Origin of the sequence: Citrobacter sp. RHBSTW-00017, from assembly GCF_013797615.1 — a bacterium.
GTDB lineage: Bacteria > Pseudomonadota > Gammaproteobacteria > Enterobacterales > Enterobacteriaceae > Citrobacter > Citrobacter braakii.
Window position 1 is genome coordinate 4,221,947 of record NZ_CP056899.1, and the last position, 17,170, is coordinate 4,239,116.

16 protein-coding genes are annotated in these 17,170 nt (G+C 54.2%); 4 read left to right on the top strand and 12 right to left on the bottom strand.

From position 1 onward, the window contains the following. Positions 1-24 precede the first annotated feature (24 nt). Together radA and serB are read right to left on the bottom strand one after the other, a co-directional pair. Positions 25-1,407 (bottom strand): DNA repair protein RadA, encoded by a 1,383-nt coding sequence (radA, locus tag HV037_RS20350; protein WP_016151613.1) that lies wholly within the window; start codon positions 1,405-1,407, stop codon positions 25-27. Between the two features lie 83 nt (positions 1,408-1,490). After that, positions 1,491-2,459: a phosphoserine phosphatase gene (gene serB / locus HV037_RS20355; protein WP_003829946.1), complete on the bottom strand. Its 969-nt coding sequence runs from the start codon at positions 2,457-2,459 to the stop codon at positions 1,491-1,493. 115 nt (positions 2,460-2,574) lie between these two features. On the opposite strand from serB, the gene HV037_RS20360 reads away from it, so the two are divergent. Then, on the top strand, positions 2,575-3,216 hold the full coding sequence (locus HV037_RS20360; protein WP_103283459.1) for a YtjB family periplasmic protein: 642 nt from the start codon (positions 2,575-2,577) through the stop codon (positions 3,214-3,216). Between the two features lie 20 nt (positions 3,217-3,236). Further along, positions 3,237-4,253, top strand: coding sequence for a lipoate--protein ligase LplA (lplA, locus tag HV037_RS20365; protein ID WP_103283458.1), 1,017 nt, complete (start codon positions 3,237-3,239; stop codon positions 4,251-4,253). An 85-nt stretch (positions 4,254-4,338) separates the two neighbouring features. Here the strand turns inward: lplA and deoD are convergent, their stop codons facing one another. The 4 genes from deoD to deoC form a co-directional block, all read right to left on the bottom strand. After that, entirely contained in the window at positions 4,339-5,058 is a 720-nt protein-coding gene (gene deoD, locus HV037_RS20370; RefSeq protein ID WP_000224864.1) for a purine-nucleoside phosphorylase, read from the bottom strand. Between the two features lie 199 nt (positions 5,059-5,257). Then, positions 5,258-6,481, bottom strand: a complete 1,224-nt coding sequence (gene deoB, locus HV037_RS20375; protein ID WP_016151610.1) for a phosphopentomutase — start codon at positions 6,479-6,481, stop codon at positions 5,258-5,260. A 50-nt stretch (positions 6,482-6,531) separates the two neighbouring features. Next, complete coding sequence (deoA, locus tag HV037_RS20380) at positions 6,532-7,854, bottom strand: thymidine phosphorylase (protein ID WP_016151609.1); 1,323 nt, start codon at positions 7,852-7,854, stop codon at positions 6,532-6,534. 179 nt (positions 7,855-8,033) lie between these two features. Then, positions 8,034-8,813, bottom strand: coding sequence for a deoxyribose-phosphate aldolase (gene deoC, locus HV037_RS20385; RefSeq protein ID WP_016155634.1), 780 nt, complete (start codon positions 8,811-8,813; stop codon positions 8,034-8,036). Positions 8,814-9,074: 261 nt separating this feature from the next. On the opposite strand from deoC, the gene HV037_RS20390 reads away from it, so the two are divergent. Beyond that, the gene (locus HV037_RS20390) at positions 9,075-10,625 is read left to right on the top strand and encodes a YjjI family glycine radical enzyme (RefSeq protein WP_047358374.1); all 1,551 of its coding nucleotides are present in this window, start codon (positions 9,075-9,077) and stop codon (positions 10,623-10,625) included. Beyond that, positions 10,597-11,460 carry a YjjW family glycine radical enzyme activase gene (locus HV037_RS20395; protein ID WP_029139758.1) on the top strand — a complete coding sequence of 288 codons (864 nt, stop codon included), beginning with the start codon at positions 10,597-10,599 and terminating at the stop codon, positions 11,458-11,460. Before HV037_RS20390 ends, HV037_RS20395 begins: the two co-directional genes overlap by 29 nt. A gap of 32 nt (positions 11,461-11,492) precedes the next feature. Here HV037_RS20395 and HV037_RS20400 read toward each other — a convergent pair whose 3' ends face one another. The 6 genes from HV037_RS20400 to yjjG all read right to left on the bottom strand — a co-directional run bounded on the left by HV037_RS20400 (position 11,493) and on the right by yjjG (position 17,165). Then, entirely contained in the window at positions 11,493-12,269 is a 777-nt protein-coding gene (locus HV037_RS20400; protein ID WP_053389011.1) for a metal-dependent hydrolase, read from the bottom strand. After that, positions 12,266-13,339: a patatin family protein gene (locus HV037_RS20405; RefSeq protein WP_019078315.1), complete on the bottom strand. Its 1,074-nt coding sequence runs from the start codon at positions 13,337-13,339 to the stop codon at positions 12,266-12,268. The genes HV037_RS20400 and HV037_RS20405 overlap by 4 nt, the downstream gene beginning before the upstream one ends. A gap of 250 nt (positions 13,340-13,589) precedes the next feature. Continuing rightward, on the bottom strand, positions 13,590-13,751 hold the full coding sequence (locus HV037_RS20410; RefSeq protein WP_003019081.1) for a DUF1328 family protein: 162 nt from the start codon (positions 13,749-13,751) through the stop codon (positions 13,590-13,592). A gap of 127 nt (positions 13,752-13,878) precedes the next feature. Beyond that, positions 13,879-14,496, bottom strand: a complete 618-nt coding sequence (gene osmY / locus HV037_RS20415) for a molecular chaperone OsmY (RefSeq protein WP_016151602.1) — start codon at positions 14,494-14,496, stop codon at positions 13,879-13,881. Between the two features lie 306 nt (positions 14,497-14,802). After that, positions 14,803-16,392, bottom strand: coding sequence for a peptide chain release factor 3 (prfC, locus tag HV037_RS20420; RefSeq protein ID WP_016151601.1), 1,590 nt, complete (start codon positions 16,390-16,392; stop codon positions 14,803-14,805). A 92-nt stretch (positions 16,393-16,484) separates the two neighbouring features. Then, positions 16,485-17,165, bottom strand: coding sequence for a pyrimidine 5'-nucleotidase (gene yjjG / locus HV037_RS20425; protein ID WP_016151600.1), 681 nt, complete (start codon positions 17,163-17,165; stop codon positions 16,485-16,487). Positions 17,166-17,170 lie beyond the last annotated feature (5 nt).

Here is a 17,170-nt window from a genome sequence, read left to right on the forward strand (position 1 = left end):
GCCGGAAAGACGGCGGGTATTTTATTATAGGTCGTCAAACACGCTTAAAGCATCCGTAAGCTTCTTAACGCCAAAGACCTGCATCCCTTCCGGCACTTTTTTCGGCACGTTGGCGGCAGGAACAATCGCCCGACGAAAGCCGTGCTTCGCCGCTTCGGAAATACGCTCCTGGCCGCTGGGTACCGGACGGATTTCGCCCGCCAGTCCCACTTCGCCAAAGACCACTAAGTCCTGCGGCAGCGGTCGGTCGCGCAGGCTGGAAACCATTGCCAGTAGCAGTGCCAGATCGGCGCTGGTTTCGGTAACCTTCACACCGCCGACCACGTTGACGAACACGTCCTGATCCGCCATCTGCAAGCCGCCGTGACGATGCAGCACGGCCAGCAGAATCGCCAGACGGTTCTGCTCCAGACCGACCGCCACACGACGCGGATTCGCCATCATCGAATGGTCGACCAGCGCCTGAATCTCCACCAGCAACGGGCGCGTACCTTCCCAGACCACCATCACCGAACTGCCGGAGGTGACTTCATCGCCACGGCTTAAGAAGATAGCGGAAGGGTTGCTAACTTCGCGCAGCCCCTGTTCGGTCATGGCAAAGACGCCCAACTCATTCACCGCGCCAAAGCGATTTTTATGGCTACGCAGAGTACGGAAACGGGAATCGGCGTCGCCGTCGAGCAGAACCGAGCAGTCAATACAGTGCTCCAGCACCTTTGGACCGGCCAGCGAGCCGTCTTTGGTGACGTGGCCGACCATGACAATCGCCACGCCGCGCGTTTTGGCGAAGCGGGTCAGGTAAGCCGCTGTTTCGCGCACCTGTGCCACGCTGCCCGGCGAAGACTGAATATCCGCCATATGCATCACCTGAATGGAGTCGATAACCATCAGCCTCGGCTGTTCTTCTTCGGCAATCAGGCAAATTTGTTCGATGCTGGTTTCCGACAGCATGTTCAGATTCGCCGTCGGCAGACCGAGTCGATGCGCGCGCATCGCCACCTGTTGCAAAGACTCTTCGCCGGTAACGTACAGGGTTTTCATCTGCTCAGCGAGCTTGCACAGCGTTTGCAGCAGCAGCGTTGATTTCCCTGCGCCGGGGTTACCGCCAATCAGGATGGCGCTGCCGGGCACCACACCGCCGCCCAGCACGCGGTCAAACTCTTTAAATCCGGTGGAAAAACGCGGCAACTCTTCAAGGCTGATATCAGACAGCTTCTGCACTTTTGCGATGCCCGCATTCCCGGCATAGCCGCTGAGCCGCTCGTTACGCGCCACCGTTGGTGACGCGGCAAGGCGTACCTCGGTAATGGTGTTCCAGGCCTGACAGGCGCTGCATTGCCCTTGCCAGCGCGGGTAATCGGCCCCGCATTCGTTACAAACAAAGGCGCGTTTTGGAGCTTTGGCCACGTTTTACCTCTTTCGTTAGCGCGTTTACCGGACAGCGTGGGCGCTTATCCGGCCTACGGTCACTTTGCCATCAGGCAATTAAATCATTTCTGGTTCATGCTACCAGAGAGAATGCAGAACACGCCCATCAGGTCAGCGTGACGGATCGTAATCTCCGTCTTTTCATTCACTTTGGGTTTGGCATGATACGCTATACCCAGTCCAGCCGTTTTGATCATCGGCAGATCGTTGGCGCCATCGCCGATCGCCACCGTCTGCGCCATCGGGATCTCATACTCCTGCGCCAGGCGGGTCAGGGTGTTGGCTTTGTACTGCGCATCGACGATATCGCCGATCACGTTGCCGGTGAATTTACCGTCCATGATCTCCAGCTCGTTTGCCACAGCCGCCGTCAGACGTAGTTTGTTACGCAGATAATCGGCAAAGAAGGTAAAACCGCCGGAGGCAATTGCCACTTTCCAGCCGAGCGTTTCCAGTTTTAACACCAGTTGAGTCAGGCCAGGCATCAGTGGTAGCGTTTCGCGCACCTGGTGCAAAATATTGGCATCAGCGCCCTTCAACGTCGCCACGCGGCTGCGCAAGCTGGCGGTAAAGTCCAGCTCGCCGCGCATCGCGCGTTCGGTGACTTCGGCAACCATTTCGCCGGTTCCAGCCAGTTTGGCAATTTCATCAATACACTCGATCTGGATAGCCGTTGAATCCATGTCCATCACCAGCAAACCCGGCGTGCGCAAATGCGGAATTTTACCCAGTGGCGCAACATCCAGTTTGGCATCATGCGCCAGTTTTGCCGCACGTGGCGTTAACGAGCCCGCCAGACGAATCACCTGATAATCCTCAACGCACCACGCCGCCACGATCACCATCGCCGCACCCAGTTTGCTCTGGTATTGCGTTAACCGTTGTTTATCCAGCCCACGTCCGTACAGCAGCCAGCCACTGCGGCCCGCGTGGTAATCCAGCGGCATGACTTCATCACCGCTTAAAGAGAGAGGCAGACCTGGCCACAGAGAAACATCTTCAGGTAGATCGCACCAGGTAATGTTAGGCATTAAAGCTCCTGTAAAATCGTTCGGGTCGGAATCATCAGGGGAAAATAACGCATGAGGCTACCCTGTAACCAGCGCTTCTGGCAACATTAAGTCTCAAATTTTCAGCAGGTGGAATATGGCTCGCACAAAACTGAAATTCCGACTTCATCGTGCAGTGATTGTATTGTCCTGCCTTGCGCTGCTCGTTGCTCTGATGCAGGGCGCGTCCTGGTTTAGTCAAAGCCACCAACAGCAGCGTAATCCGCAGCTCGAAGAGCTGGCGCGCACGCTGGCTCGCCAGGTCTCCTTGAACGTCGCCCCGCTGATGCGTACCGAAACGCCGGATGAAAAGCGCATTAAAGCGGTACTCTCGCAACTCACGGAAAGTAGCCGTATTCTGGATGCGGGGGTCTACGATGAACAGGGAGACCTGATTACACGCACCGGTGAGAGCGTCAACGTTCGAGACCGACTTGCGTTGGACGGTAAAAAAGCCGGGGGCTATTTTAACCAGCAGATTGTCGAGCCCATTCAGGGAAAAAATGGTCCACTGGGCTATCTACGCCTGACGCTGGATACCCACACGCTCGCCACCGAAGCCAAGCAGGTGGATAACACCACCAACATCTTACGCCTAATGCTGCTTCTGTCACTGGCAATTGGCGTGGTGCTCACCCGTACCTTATTGCAAGGCAAGCGCACCCGCTGGCAGCAATCCCCTTTCCTGCTGACCGCCAATAAACCGGTACAGGAAGAAGACAACGAGAAGAAAGAGTAATAACAGAAAGGAAATCGACCATGACGACACTACGCCTGCTTATCTCAGACTCTTACGATCCGTGGTTTAACCTCGCGGTCGAAGAGTGCATTTTTCGACAGATGCCCGCCACGCAGCGCGTCCTGTTCTTGTGGCGTAACGCCGATACGGTGGTGATTGGCCGGGCGCAAAACCCGTGGAAAGAGTGTAATACCCGCCGTATGGAAGAAGACAACGTGCGGCTCGCCCGTCGCAGCAGCGGCGGCGGCGCGGTGTTCCATGACTTAGGCAATACCTGCTTTACCTTTATGGCCGGTAAACCGGAGTACGACAAAACCATCTCTACCGCTATTGTCCTCCATGCCCTGAACGCGCTGGGCGTAGACGCCGACGCCTCCGGGCGTAACGATCTGGTCGTGAAAACGCCAGACGGCGATCGCAAAGTTTCCGGCTCTGCTTTTCGGGAAACGAAAGACCGCGGATTCCACCACGGCACGCTGTTGTTGAACGCCGATCTCAGCCGCCTGGCAAACTATCTCAATCCGGATAAAAAGAAACTCGCCGCCAAAGGCATCACCTCGGTTCGCTCACGCGTAGCGAATCTAACGGAGCTGTTGCCGGGCATCACCCATCAACAGGTCTGTCAGGCTATCACGGAAGCCTTTTTTGCCCACTACGGCGAACGTGTCGAAGCGGAAATTATCTCGCCGGACAAAACCCCGGATCTGCCGAACTTTGCCGAAACCTTTGCCCGTCAGAGCAGTTGGGAGTGGAATTTTGGTCAGGCGCCTGCGTTCTCGCACCTTCTGGACGAGCGTTTCACCTGGGGCGGCGTTGAGCTGCATTTCGACGTGGAAAAAGGTCATATCACCCGTACGCAGGTCTTTACCGACAGCCTCAATCCCGCGCCGTTAGAAGCGCTGGCGGGTCGTCTGCAGGGGTGTTTGTACCGTGCGGATATGCTGCAACAGGAGTGCGAAGCGCTGCTGGTTGATTTCCCACAGCAGGAGAAAGAGTTACGCGAGCTGTCAGCGTGGATTGCCAGTGCAGTGAGCTAAACGCTGGCCTGAAAATGCCGGATGGCGGTCCGGCATACATCGATTGTATGCCCGGTAAGCGCAGCGCTACCGGGCATCACAACACTTACTCTTTATCGCCCAGCAGAACGGATTCCAGTGCGATTTTGATCATGTCGTTGAAGGTCGTCTGACGTTCAGCGGCAGTGGTCTGCTCGTGAGTACGGATATGGTCGGACACGGTGCAGATGGTCAGCGCTTTCGCACCAAACTCAGCCGCAACGCCGTAGATACCCGCCGCTTCCATTTCCACGCCCAGCACGCCGTATTTTTCCATTACGTCGAACATTTCGCCGTCCGGAGAGTAGAACAGGTCAGCGGAGAACAGGTTGCCCACGCGCGCGTCTACGCCCAGCGCTTTTGCCGCATCAACTGCATTACGCACCATGTCGAAGTCAGCGATAGCTGCGAAGTCATGATCTTTAAAACGGATACGGTTTACTTTGGAGTCGGTGCAGGCGCCCATACCGATAACCACGTCACGCAGTTTAACGTCCATACGCACAGCGCCGCAGGAGCCTACGCGAATGATTTTCTTCACGCCAAAATCGGTGATCAGCTCTTTGGTGTAGATAGAGCAGGACGGGATACCCATCCCGTGACCCATAACGGAGATCTTACGGCCTTTGTAAGTACCGGTGAAACCTAACATGCCGCGAACGTTGTTCACTTCACGAACATCTTCGAGGAAAGTTTCAGCAATATGCTTTGCGCGCAGCGGGTCGCCCGGCATCAATACGACGTCAGCGAAATCACCCATTTCTGCATTAATATGTGGAGTTGCCATCTTCAGTTCCCTTTTGATTTATTGTTTTTGTCGAGGGGGTAGCAATACCTTACCCAACCGACAAAACGAATTCAAATACCCTAAGGATTTCGCGTTGTTGGAAGGCGACGAATTCGGTACCCCCGGGAGCATAGATTACCTATGTGACCGGGGTGAGCGAATGAAGTCAACGCATCTACAGCGCGAAAGACAACGGGTATCACAGCATGTTTTTACCGTAGTCCATCGGCGATGTACCAAAGTAGCTCGCCAGCGTCTGGCCAATATCCGCGAAAGTTTCACGGTGACCTAAAGAACCTGGTTTCACTTTCGGGCCGTAAACCAGCACCGGAATGTGCTCACGGGTGTGGTCAGTGCCGGTCCAGCTCGGGTCACAGCCGTGGTCAGCGGTCAGGATCAGAATGTCATCTTCACCCACCAGTTCCATCAGTTCAGGCAAACGGCGGTCGAACAGTTCCAGACCTGCAGCGTAACCGGCGATATCGCGACGATGTCCCCAGGAAGAGTCGAAATCAACGAAGTTAGTGAAGACAATGGTCTTATCACCCGCTTCTTTCATCTCTTTGATGGTGGCGTCGAACAGCGCGTCCAGGCCAGTAGCTTTCACTTTTTTGGTGATGCCACAGTTAGCGTAGATATCCGCGATTTTACCGACGGAAACCACGTGACCGTCTTTCTCGTCGACCAGTTTCTGCAGCACGGTCGGTGCTGGCGGCTCAACGGCCAGATCGTGACGGTTACCGGTACGCTGGAAATTACCCGCTTTATCACCGATAAACGGACGCGCGATAACACGACCGATGTTGTAACCACCTTCGGTCAGTTCTTCACGAGCGATTTCACACAGTTCGTAGAGTTTATCCAGGCCAAAAGTCTCTTCGTGACAGGCAATCTGGAACACGGAGTCTGCAGAAGTATAGAAAATCGGCTTGCCGGTTTTCATATGCTCTTCACCCAGTTGATCCAGGATCACGGTACCGGAAGAGTGGCAGTTGCCGAGGTAGCCCGGCAGGTTGGCACGTTTGACCAGTTTATCCAGCAGTTCCTGCGGGAAGCTGTTGTCATGATCGGAGAAATAACCCCAGTCAAACAGAACCGGAACACCCGCGATTTCCCAGTGGCCAGACGGCGTGTCTTTCCCGGAAGAGAGTTCATGCGCCCAGGCGTAGGCACCAATCACTTCCGCGTTACCGTCCATACCAGCAGCAATTTTACCGGTAGAACCTTCGTGAGCTTTCACCAGGCCCAGACGGGTCAGGTTAGGCAGATTCAGTGGACCTTTGCGACCCTTGTCAGCTTCGCCTTTCGCACAGGCTTCCGCAATGTGTCCCATAGTGTCTGAGCCTACGTCGCCAAAGCGATCCGCATCTTCAGTCGCACCAATACCAAAGGAGTCCAGCACCATAATAAATGCACGTTTCATCTTGTTCTCCAACATCTGCGCCGCAAAAAAGCGATCAGATCAGTATACAGTTATTCGGTAATACGACGATAGACTGTCGGTGTAATTTCTGGCGCTTTATCGTCAAGGCTAATTGCCGCTTTGACCGCTTTCGCCGCTTCCTGCCAGCTGGCTTCGTCTTTGGCGTGGATCACCGCCAGCGGACGCTGTCCGTCTACGCTGTCGCCCAGACGCGCCATGTCGCTAAAGCCAACGCTGTAATCAATGGTGTCCGAAGCCTGACGACGACCGCCGCCCATGGAAACAACCGCCATTCCCAGCGCCCGGGTATCCATAGCGCTGACAAAACCTTCGGTATCAGCATATACCGCTTTGCTGAGCATTGCCGTCGGCAGGTACTTCGCATAATTTTCGACGAAATCGGTCGGGCCTTTCTGCGCCGCAACCATGCGACCAAAAATCTCTGCCGCTTTGCCGTTATCCAGCACCGCCTGCAATTTCGCACGGGCTTCGGCATCGTCTTTCGCCAGATTGCCGGAGATCAGCATTTCCACGCACAGCGCCATCGTGACGTCTAACAGACGTGGATTGCGGTATTCACCTGTCAGGAACTGCACCGCTTCGCGGACTTCAACCGCGTTACCTGCGCTGGATGCCAGTACCTGGTTCATATCGGTTAACAGCGCGGTGGTACGTACACCCGCTCCGTTCGCCACGCCGACAATCGCTTCGGCAAGCGCTTCAGAAAGCTCATAGGTCGGCATAAAAGCGCCGCTGCCTACTTTCACGTCCATCACCAGCGCATCCAGCCCTTCCGCCAGCTTTTTCGCCAGGATAGAGCCGGTAATCAGCGGGATGGAATCCACCGTCGCGGTAATATCGCGGGTGGCATAAAAACGTTTGTCCGCCGGTGCGAGCGAGCTGGTTTGCCCAATAATCGCCACACCCACGTCTTTAATAATTTCACGGAAACGCGCATCGTCCGGGAAGATGTCAAACCCTGGGATGGCTTCCAGTTTATCGAGCGTACCGCCGGTATGCCCCAGACCACGTCCGGAGATCATCGGAATATAACCGCCGCATGCAGCGACCATTGGGCCTAACATCAGTGACGTTACGTCACCCACGCCGCCGGTAGAGTGTTTATCCACAATCGGGCCGTTCAGCTGCAGGCTTTTCCAGTCCAGCACGGTTCCTGAATCACGCATTGCCATGGTCAGCGAAACACGCTCAGGCATTGTCATATCGTGGAAGAAAATGGTCATCGCCAGGGCGGCGATTTGCCCTTCAGAGATGGTGTTGTCGCGAATCCCATTGATAAAGAAACGAATCTCTTCATCGCTCAGCGCATGACCATCACGTTTTTTACGAATAATTTCTTGTGCGAGAAACATGGTAACCCCCGATAAATCAGGTTAAATGCAGCGGAAAACCCACTGCAATGAATGATTACTCTAAACAATTCGAGTCGCAGGAAGCGGCAAGGAAGCTCATCCCCAGGCGCTTACTACAGTAAGTGACTGGGGTGAGGGAGTGCAGCTAACGCACCTGCGGCTTGAAGTATGACGAGTAATTAGTAGCTGCTTGCGCTCTTACCATCGCCGTGCCCCAGCGCTTTCAGCAGGCTCGCCAGCAGGCTGGATGCGCCAAAACGATAGTGACGGGAATCGGCCCAGTCAGCGCCAAACAGTTCGTCGGCAATCGCCAGGAACTGCTGTGCATCTTCTGCGGTACGCACGCCGCCTGCCGGTTTGAAACCTACAGTTTTAGAAACGCCCATGTCGCGGATCACTTCCATCATGATGCGTGCGCTTTCCGGCGTCGCATTTACCGGCACTTTACCGGTAGAGGTTTTGATGAAATCAGCACCCGCTTTGATGGAGATTTCAGACGCTTTACGGATAAGACTCTCTTCTTTCAGCTCACCGGTTTCGATGATCACTTTCAGCAGCACGTTTGCCGCCGCACACGCATCTTTACATGCTTTAACCAGATCAAAACCAACCTGCTCGTTACCGGCGATCAGGGCACGGTAAGGGAACACCACGTCAACTTCATCCGCGCCGTAGGCAATCGCCGCGCGGGTTTCAGCCAGCGCAATCTCGATGTCGTCGTTGCCGTGCGGGAAGTTGGTCACGGTTGCAATACGGATGTCCGGAGTGCCTTGCTCTTTCAGCGTCTTACGCGCGATAGGGATGAAACGCGGATAGATGCAAATAGCGGCAGTGTTGCCTACCGGGGTCTTCGCCTGATGACACAGCGCGATCACTTTTTCATTGGTGTCGTCGTCATTCAGGGTGGTCAGGTCCATCAGTTTCAGTGCACGCAGGCTGCTTGCTGTTAAATCGGTCATAACATTCTCCAACGGCATCGCCGTATAAAATTTCACCTTGCGAGTTTGTTAGTATTCTAACATCCGCTCGCTATTACACTTCGATATACATCACAGTTAATGAAAACCACATACAGATTTGCATTACTCTAATGAGATCTACTTCAAATAAATCACCTTTCAGGAAGGGATGCGGTGGCATCAGGCGCATCCGGATCAAAGGTTGTGGCGGCGTTGCTTTCTACAATGGCGTTACACCTTCGGGATAAAAAGGAATCAACGATGCCCACTTCAAGCGAACTCGCGCTGCAACAGCGTTGCCAACAAATCGTGACCAGTCCGGTGCTCAGCCCTGAGCAGAAACGCCACTTCCTGGCGCTGGAGGCTGAAAACGCGCTGCCTTACCCGCAACTACCTGCTGAGGCTCGCCAGGCGCTGGATGACGGGGTGATCTGCGATATGTATGAAGGTCATGCCCCGTTCAAACCGCGCTATGTTTTACCCGACTACGCGCGTTTTCTGGCCAACGGTTCCTCATGGCTGGAACTGGAAGGAGCCAGGGATCTTGATGACGCGTTATCCTTACTCACCATCCTGTATCACCACGTTCCGTCAGTCACCTCGATGCCGGTCTATCTCGGCCAGCTCGACGTTCTGTTGCAACCGTATGTTAGAATTCTAACACAAGATGAGATCGATATTCGAATAAAACGTTTCTGGCGTTATCTCGACAGAACCCTGCCAGACGCATTTATGCATGCCAATATCGGCCCCGCAGATACGCCTGTCACCCGTGCAATTTTACGCGCAGACGCAGAGTTAAAGCAGGTTTCGCCTAATCTAACGTTCATTTATGATCCGCAAATTACACCTGACGACCTGCTGCTCAACGTGGCGCAAAATATCTGCGAGTGCAGTAAGCCGCACATTTCCAACGGCCCCGAAAATGATAAAATTTTCACAAAAGGTCAGTATGGCGTCGTCAGCTGTTACAACTCGTTGCCGCTCGCCGGGGGTGGAAGCACGCTGGTCAGGCTCAATCTGAAAGCCATCGCAGAGCGCAGCACCTCTGTCGATGACTTCTTTACGCGCACCCTACCGCACTATTGCCAGCAGCAAATCGCCATCATTGATTCACGATGTGAATTCCTCTATGAAAAATCACATTTCTTTGAGAATAGCTTCCTGGTGCAGGAAGGGTTGATTGATCCCGAACGTTTTGTCCCTATGTTCGGCATGTATGGCCTGGCGGAGGCGGTGAACCTGCTGTGCGATAAGGCGGGGCAGAATGCTCGCTACGGAAAAGACGAGGTCGCCAATCAGCTCGGGTATCGTATCAGCGCCCAACTGGCGGAGTTTGTAGAAAGTAGCCCGGTGAAATTTGGCTGGAAGCAGCGCGCAATGCTGCACGCACAGTCAGGGATCAGTTCTGACATCGGCACCACGCCGGGCGCGCGTCTGCCCTACGGCGATGAGCCGGATCCGATCACTCACCTGCAAACCGTCGCGCCGCATCATGCGTATTATCACGCTGGGATCAGCGACATTCTCACGCTGGATGAAACCATCAAGCGCAATCCTCAGGCGCTGGTGCAATTGTGCCTCGGGGCGTTTAAAGCTGGGATGCGTGAGTTTACCGCCAACGTGAGTGGTAACGATTTGGTCCGCGTCACCGGCTATATGGTACGCCTGTCGGATCTGGAAAAATATCGCGCGGAAGGTTCACGCACCAACACCACCTGGCTGGGCGAAGAAGCCGCGCGCAATACGCGCATTCTGGAACGACAACCTCGCGTGATTAGCCATGAACAGCAGATGCGCTTCAGTAAGTAAGATCATTCCTTTCTCCTGCGTCGACGGGCCGGGCAGTCGCCTGGCTCTGTTTCTGCAAGGATGTAACCTGCGCTGTAAAAATTGCCACAATCCGTGGACGATGGGACGCTGCAACGACTGCGGGGAATGTGTCCTGCATTGCCCGCATGAGGCGCTGAGCCTGAGTGAGGGGAAAGTGAGATGGCAATCCGACGTATGTCAGCAGTGCGATACCTGCCTGCACATGTGCCCACAGCAGGCCACGCCGATGGCGCAAACCCTGAGCGTTGATGAAGTGCTGCAGCATATTCGCAAGGCGGTGCTGTTTATTGAAGGAATTACGGTCAGCGGCGGCGAAGCGACCACCCAGTTGCCGTTTATCGTGGCGCTGTTTAACGCGATCAAAACCGATCCGCAGCTGCAACACCTGACCTGCATGGTAGACAGCAACGGCATGCTGAGCGAAACCGGCTGGCAAAAACTGCTGCCGGTATGCGACGGCGTAATGCTCGATTTAAAAGCCTGGGATAGCGCGTGTCATCGACAGTTGACTGGCCGCGATAACACGCTGATTAAACAAAGCATTACCTTTTTGTCCGGGCAGGGAAAACTTGCGGAACTGCGCCTGCTGGTTATTCCTGGCCACGTGGATTATCTACAGCATATCGATGCACTGGCGGCGTTTATCAAACGTTCAGGTGATGTACCAGTGCGGCTAAATGCCTTTCATGCGCACGGGGTGTACGGCGAAGCGAAGGACTGGCCGAGCGCCACGCCTGAGGATGTGGAGCAACTGGCGCAAGGATTGCGCGAGCGCGGAGTGGATAATTTGATCTTCCCGGCGCTGTACCTGTAATTGCCGGATGCGACGTATCCGTCGTCCGGCAATTAAAAATCAAATAACGCCGTCGTATTGCGATACAGCGCATCAGCGATAACATCCGCAGGTTCCGGGCGCAGCTCGCAGAGGACATCAAAGACTCTGACCACCTGCTCCGGGCGATTCGGCTGTCCCTGAAAGCCGTTGAGCGGCATATCCGGCGCGTCAGTTTCCAGCAGCAGTGAGTCCAGCGGCAGTTGCGCCATTACCTCGCGGGTTTTACTGGCGCGCGGATAGGTAATGGTGCCGCCCACGCCAATTTTGTAGCCCAGTTGCACAAAACGTTCGGCCTGCTGCACGCTCCCGGAAAATCCATGCACCACGCCGGTTCGCGGTAAAGCATGGCGTTTCAGGTGCATCGCCAGCTTGTCATGAGTGCGCCGCGAATGCAGGATCACCGGCAATTCGTAACGCTTCGCCAGCTTAAGCTGCGCTTCCAGCAGCCGCTCTTGCTTATCGAATTGCGGATCGTCCCGATAAAGATCCAGCCCAATCTCACCTACCGCCACCAGCTTTTGCGGACGCTTATCCAGCGCCTGCTGCAACTGCTCCAGGCAGTCATCGCTATGTTGCTCAATAACAATGGGGTGCAGCCCCAGGGCGGCAAACAATGGAGGGTAATTTTCCGCTAACGCCAGTACACGGGAAAAATTTGCCGCCTGGGTGGCCGGAACGATAATGCTTTGCACGCCGACGTCAGTCGCGCCCTGAATACTGGCAGATTCATCGCCCGTAAACGGCGGAAAATCAAAGTGACAATGCGTATCAATAAAACGATAACTCACGCCAAATCCTCATTATTAAACGTCGTGTCGTTAGCCTGAGGCGCATTGGTCACCACGGGGGCGTGAGCGTCGTTAGCCACCGGCGCAGGTGGAACCACGACCGGTCCCGGCACCATAATCTTCGGCGTCTGACGAGGCAACGGCGCATTTTTCGCCAACAGCTTGCCGACGGTTGCCAGGAAGTAACGACCACACAGGCGTCCGGTCTTGTAATCTTCCCGCAGCGCCGGAATACGGCTTCCTAATGCCATGCTATGGAGCGGTTTGGGCGGGTAGATCTCAAAGATACGCAGCTTGCCCGGCGGTTTCTCAATAAAACTCTGAATCGCGCGATAGCTGGCTTCATGGTGCTGGACCAGATTCAGCAGCGGTTGCAGGCTGCTTTCGCCCAGCCAGCGTTCCATACGCTTGAACCACTGCGGGGTGTAATACATTTGCGAAGGCACGGTGCGGATAACCACCAGCGTTTTTGCCCCCTGCTTCGCCGCTTCCTGCACGGGAATGGCGTCGCTGACTCCTCCATCGAGATAATTCACACCATCCAGCGCAACCCCGGCGCGGTAGAACCCGGGAATAGCGCTGGAGGCACGAATAAGATCGAGCCAGTTTTGCCGGTTCGGCGAAAAATAGCCTGGCGTGTAGTCATCGCCCCGACAGGCGCACATATAAAACGATTTCCCTGCGGCAAACAGGCGCTCGGCGTTATCCATCGCCAGCGGCATCTGGGATGCAGTCGAATCCACCAGCCAATCGAGATCGATTAAATTTCCCCCGCGCACAAAGCGCACCGGGTCAAAAAATTCACGTCGGGTAGTGTAACGCATGATGACTTTACGGCCGTAACCCGGCTGGTTACAAAGATAGGCTGAAAGGTTTTGCGCGCCAGCGGAGGTCCCGTAGAAGAGATCAAAAGGATTGAACTGCGCGCGCATGAATTCATCCAGTACGCCAGCGGTGAAGATGCCTCTTTGTCCGCCGCCCTCACACACCAGCGCCATACTGCCTGGTTGAAACGGACGTAACGATAACGGCGCAATATTACCGAGCGTGACGGGTATTCTCTGCCCCACCTCTGCCTTCCTGTTGTTTTTGTAATAGAACAACAAAGTAACGCAAATTGCCTGATGCTAAAACCGTAAAAGCCAGTCCGGTGGACTGGACTGGCTTAGTAGCAAGTTATCTTTACGGTTAATCCCCAAAATAATTCGAGTTACAAGAAGGCGGCAAGGGCGTGAATCCCGATCTGCTTACTCTGGTAAGTGATACGGGCGAGCACGCGTAGCCAGCGCACCTTTAACTTGAAGAATAAAGGGGATGTCGCTAGGGCCGTTTACGACCTGTAAACAGGCTGACCAGAAACAGAATGATCCCCACCACAAAAACAATTTTCGCTGCGCCAGCAGCGGTACCCGCCAGTCCACCAAAACCCAGTGCAGCGGCAATTAACGCGATAACCAGAAATATGATGCCCCATCGAAACATGCGCTTCTCCTTTACCATAGTTAATGTCACCGCTTGATATGAGCACTCAGGCTGCCCATCGGCGATATTTTCAGTGTGGTGCACAACACGCCTCCCGACAAACGTCGGGAGGACGAATTAAGTCTAATTAGTGAGTTTTAAGATCGTTTTTGACGCTTTTCACGCCATCAATCGCTTTGGCGATGCTCTCAGCACGATCGCTTTGAGCCTGTGATTCAACGGTTCCTGAAAGCTGTACCACGCCATCGGTGGTTTCAACTTTCACTTTGCGGGAAGGGACAATATCATCGGCTAGCAGCTTGGCTTTTACCTCACTGGTGATTGCCGTATCGCCCGCATAGCCTTTTACAGAAGTGTCTTTGCTATCACGTACGTGCAGTTTGTCGCTAACGGAGGTCACACCCTCAACGCCTTTGGCGACTTTAACTGCCTCTTCGGCCTGTGCCTGGCTTTCAACAAACCCGCTTAGCGTCACCACCTTCTGGTCGGTTTTAACGGAAATGTCGGTGCTCTTAATGCTATCGTGATCCACCAGCGCGGCTTTTACTTTCGCAGTGATGGTGCTGTCATCCATGAAATTACCGACTTTGTTCATGGAGCTATCGACTTTCTGCCCCGCACTTTCGACGCCGGATTGCGTTTTATCCGTCGTGGAGTTTTCTGCATAAGCAGAACCCGTTGCAACAGCGGAGGTCAGCATCACGGCCAGCAGCGTTTTAGAAATCTTAAGTCCTGTCATTGTCATCGATGTATTCCTGTATGTTTGCTAAAAGCTGCGCTCTGCCGTAAAACGGCTTGAGCCAGCAACTAATCTTGTAAGTGGAATAAATATCAGCAATAGAAGCTGCAACAGGCAGCCTAAAAAGCATTTAACGCCGACATTTATGTCATCACATTGTTAAATATAGTTCAGGATTTCGTGATCGCAGTCCAGATTGACTAAAAAACGTGCAAACAAAAGAAAAACGAGAGGTTTTAAGAACATTCCGCAAGGGATTTAAAAGACAGGAAAAGTTGTAGGGCACGGCGGATACCGTGCCCTGAAGGTCGATTAGTGTTCGCGCGTTTTGCGGAACTGAACGTCAGGGTAACGTTCCTGGGTGAGATTCAGGTTAACCATGGTCGGCGCGATATAGGTGAGGTTATCGCCGCCATCCAGCGCCAGCTGAATTTCGTTTTTACGCTTGAATTCTTCGAATTTCTTCACGTCAGAACACTCTACCCAGCGTGCTGTCGCTACGTTGACCGACTCATAAATCGCTTCAACGTTGTATTCGCTCTTCAGGCGTGAAACCACCACGTCGAACTGCAGCACACCAACAGCGCCCACGATCAGATCGTTATTAGCGATCGGACGGAAAACCTGCACTGCGCCCTCTTCGGACAGCTGAACCAGCCCTTTCAGCAGCTGTTTCTGCTTCAACGGATCCTTCAGACGAATGCGACGGAACAGCTCCGGCGCGAAGTTCGGAATACCAGTGAACTTCATCATTTCGCCTTGGGTAAAGGTATCGCCAATCTGGATAGTGCCGTGGTTGTGCAGACCCAGAATATCGCCCGGATACGCCTCTTCCACGTGAGAACGGTCACCGGCCATAAAAGTCAGCGCATCGGAGATAACCACGTCTTTACCAATGCGCACCTGGCGCATTTTCATACCTTTCTCGTACTTGCCGGACACCACGCGCATAAACGCCACGCGGTCACGGTGTTTCGGGTCCATGTTGGCCTGAATTTTAAACACGAAGCCGGTGAACTTCTCTTCTGAGGCTTCAACGACGCGGGTGTCGGTTTTACGCGGCATCGGCGCAGGCGCCCACTCCACTAAGCCATCCAGCATATGATCAACGCCGAAGTTACCGAGCGCGGTACCGAAGAATACCGGGGTGATTTCGCCCGCGAGGAACAGCTCATGGTCGAACTCGTTAGACGCGCCCTGCACCAGCTCCAGCTCGTCGCGCAGCTGCTGCGCCAGGTCTTCCCCCACGGCGGCATCGAGTTCCGGGTTGTTCAGACCTTTAACAATGCGCACTTCCTGAATGGTGTGGCCTTTACCCGTCTGGTACAGGTAAGTTTCGTCTTTATATAGGTGATAGACGCCTTTGAACAACTTACCGCAGCCAATCGGCCAGGTGATCGGCGCACAGCCGATTTTCAGTTCATTCTCGACTTCATCCAGCAGCTCCATCGGATCGCGGATGTCACGGTCGAGTTTGTTCATAAAGGTCAGGATCGGGGTATCACGCAGACGGGTAACTTCCATCAGCTTACGGGTCCGGTCTTCAACACCTTTTGCGGCGTCGATGACCATCAGGCAGCAGTCCACCGCCGTCAGAGTACGGTATGTATCTTCAGAGAAGTCTTCGTGCCCTGGGGTGTCCAGCAGGTTTACCAGGCAGTCATGATATGGAAACTGCATCACAGAAGTGGTAATGGAGATACCACGCTGCTTTTCCATTTCCATCCAGTCAGATTTCGCATGCTGGCTGGAGCCACGGCCTTTTACCGTACCGGCGGTCTGGATCGCCTGTCCGAATAACAGTACCTTTTCAGTAATTGTCGTTTTACCGGCATCCGGGTGAGAAATAATGGCAAAAGTGCGGCGTTTGGCCACCTCTTGCAAATAAGGAGACAACGTCATAGTCAAATCTTCTTAGGTAAGCACGGCAACAGGCCGTGCAAGTTGAATACGAAAAATTGCGGCTATTTTACCCATCAACGGGGGGGAGGCAATCAGTGTTTACACAGGAGCCGCTCCAGTTCACTTAATGACGCCACGGTCCAGGTCGGCTGAATGCCCGCTGGCTGCTCGCGGTGGTGCGTATTTAGCCAGCAGGTGGATAGCCCGGCGTTAATGCCGCCAAGAATATCGGACTCTGCGGTGTCGCCCACCATCAGTACGCGAGAACGCTCAGGATTGCCCGCCTGCTCCAGCGCATGGTCAAAAATACGGGGATCGGGTTTTGCCACGCCAACCTGCTCAGAAATCACCAGCAGGTCGAAATAGTCGCGCAGCCCCGTCCGCTCAAGGCGGATTTGCTGCAACGCCGTAAAGCCGTTAGTAATAATACCGATTTTTGTTTTATCACGAATCGCATTGAGCAGAGAAACCGCCCCTGGCAACGGCGAGCAAATCTCCGCCATCGCATTGATAAAGGCGTCATTAAGCTGGCCTGGCTCAACCTTCAGGCGTTCAGCCCAGCTCTGAAAACGAGCGTGCTGGAGTTGTAATGAGGTAATCGCACCGTTTTGATAATCCACCCACAGCGGTTTATTTACGGCCTGGTAGTCCTGAAAATCTTCAGCGGTAAAGGTAATGCTATAGTCGAGAAACATCCGCTGTAAGCCGGTAAACGAGTCAAACGTAAACAGCGTTTCGTCGGCATCAAAGAAAATCCAGTCCCACTTCTTCATCATTA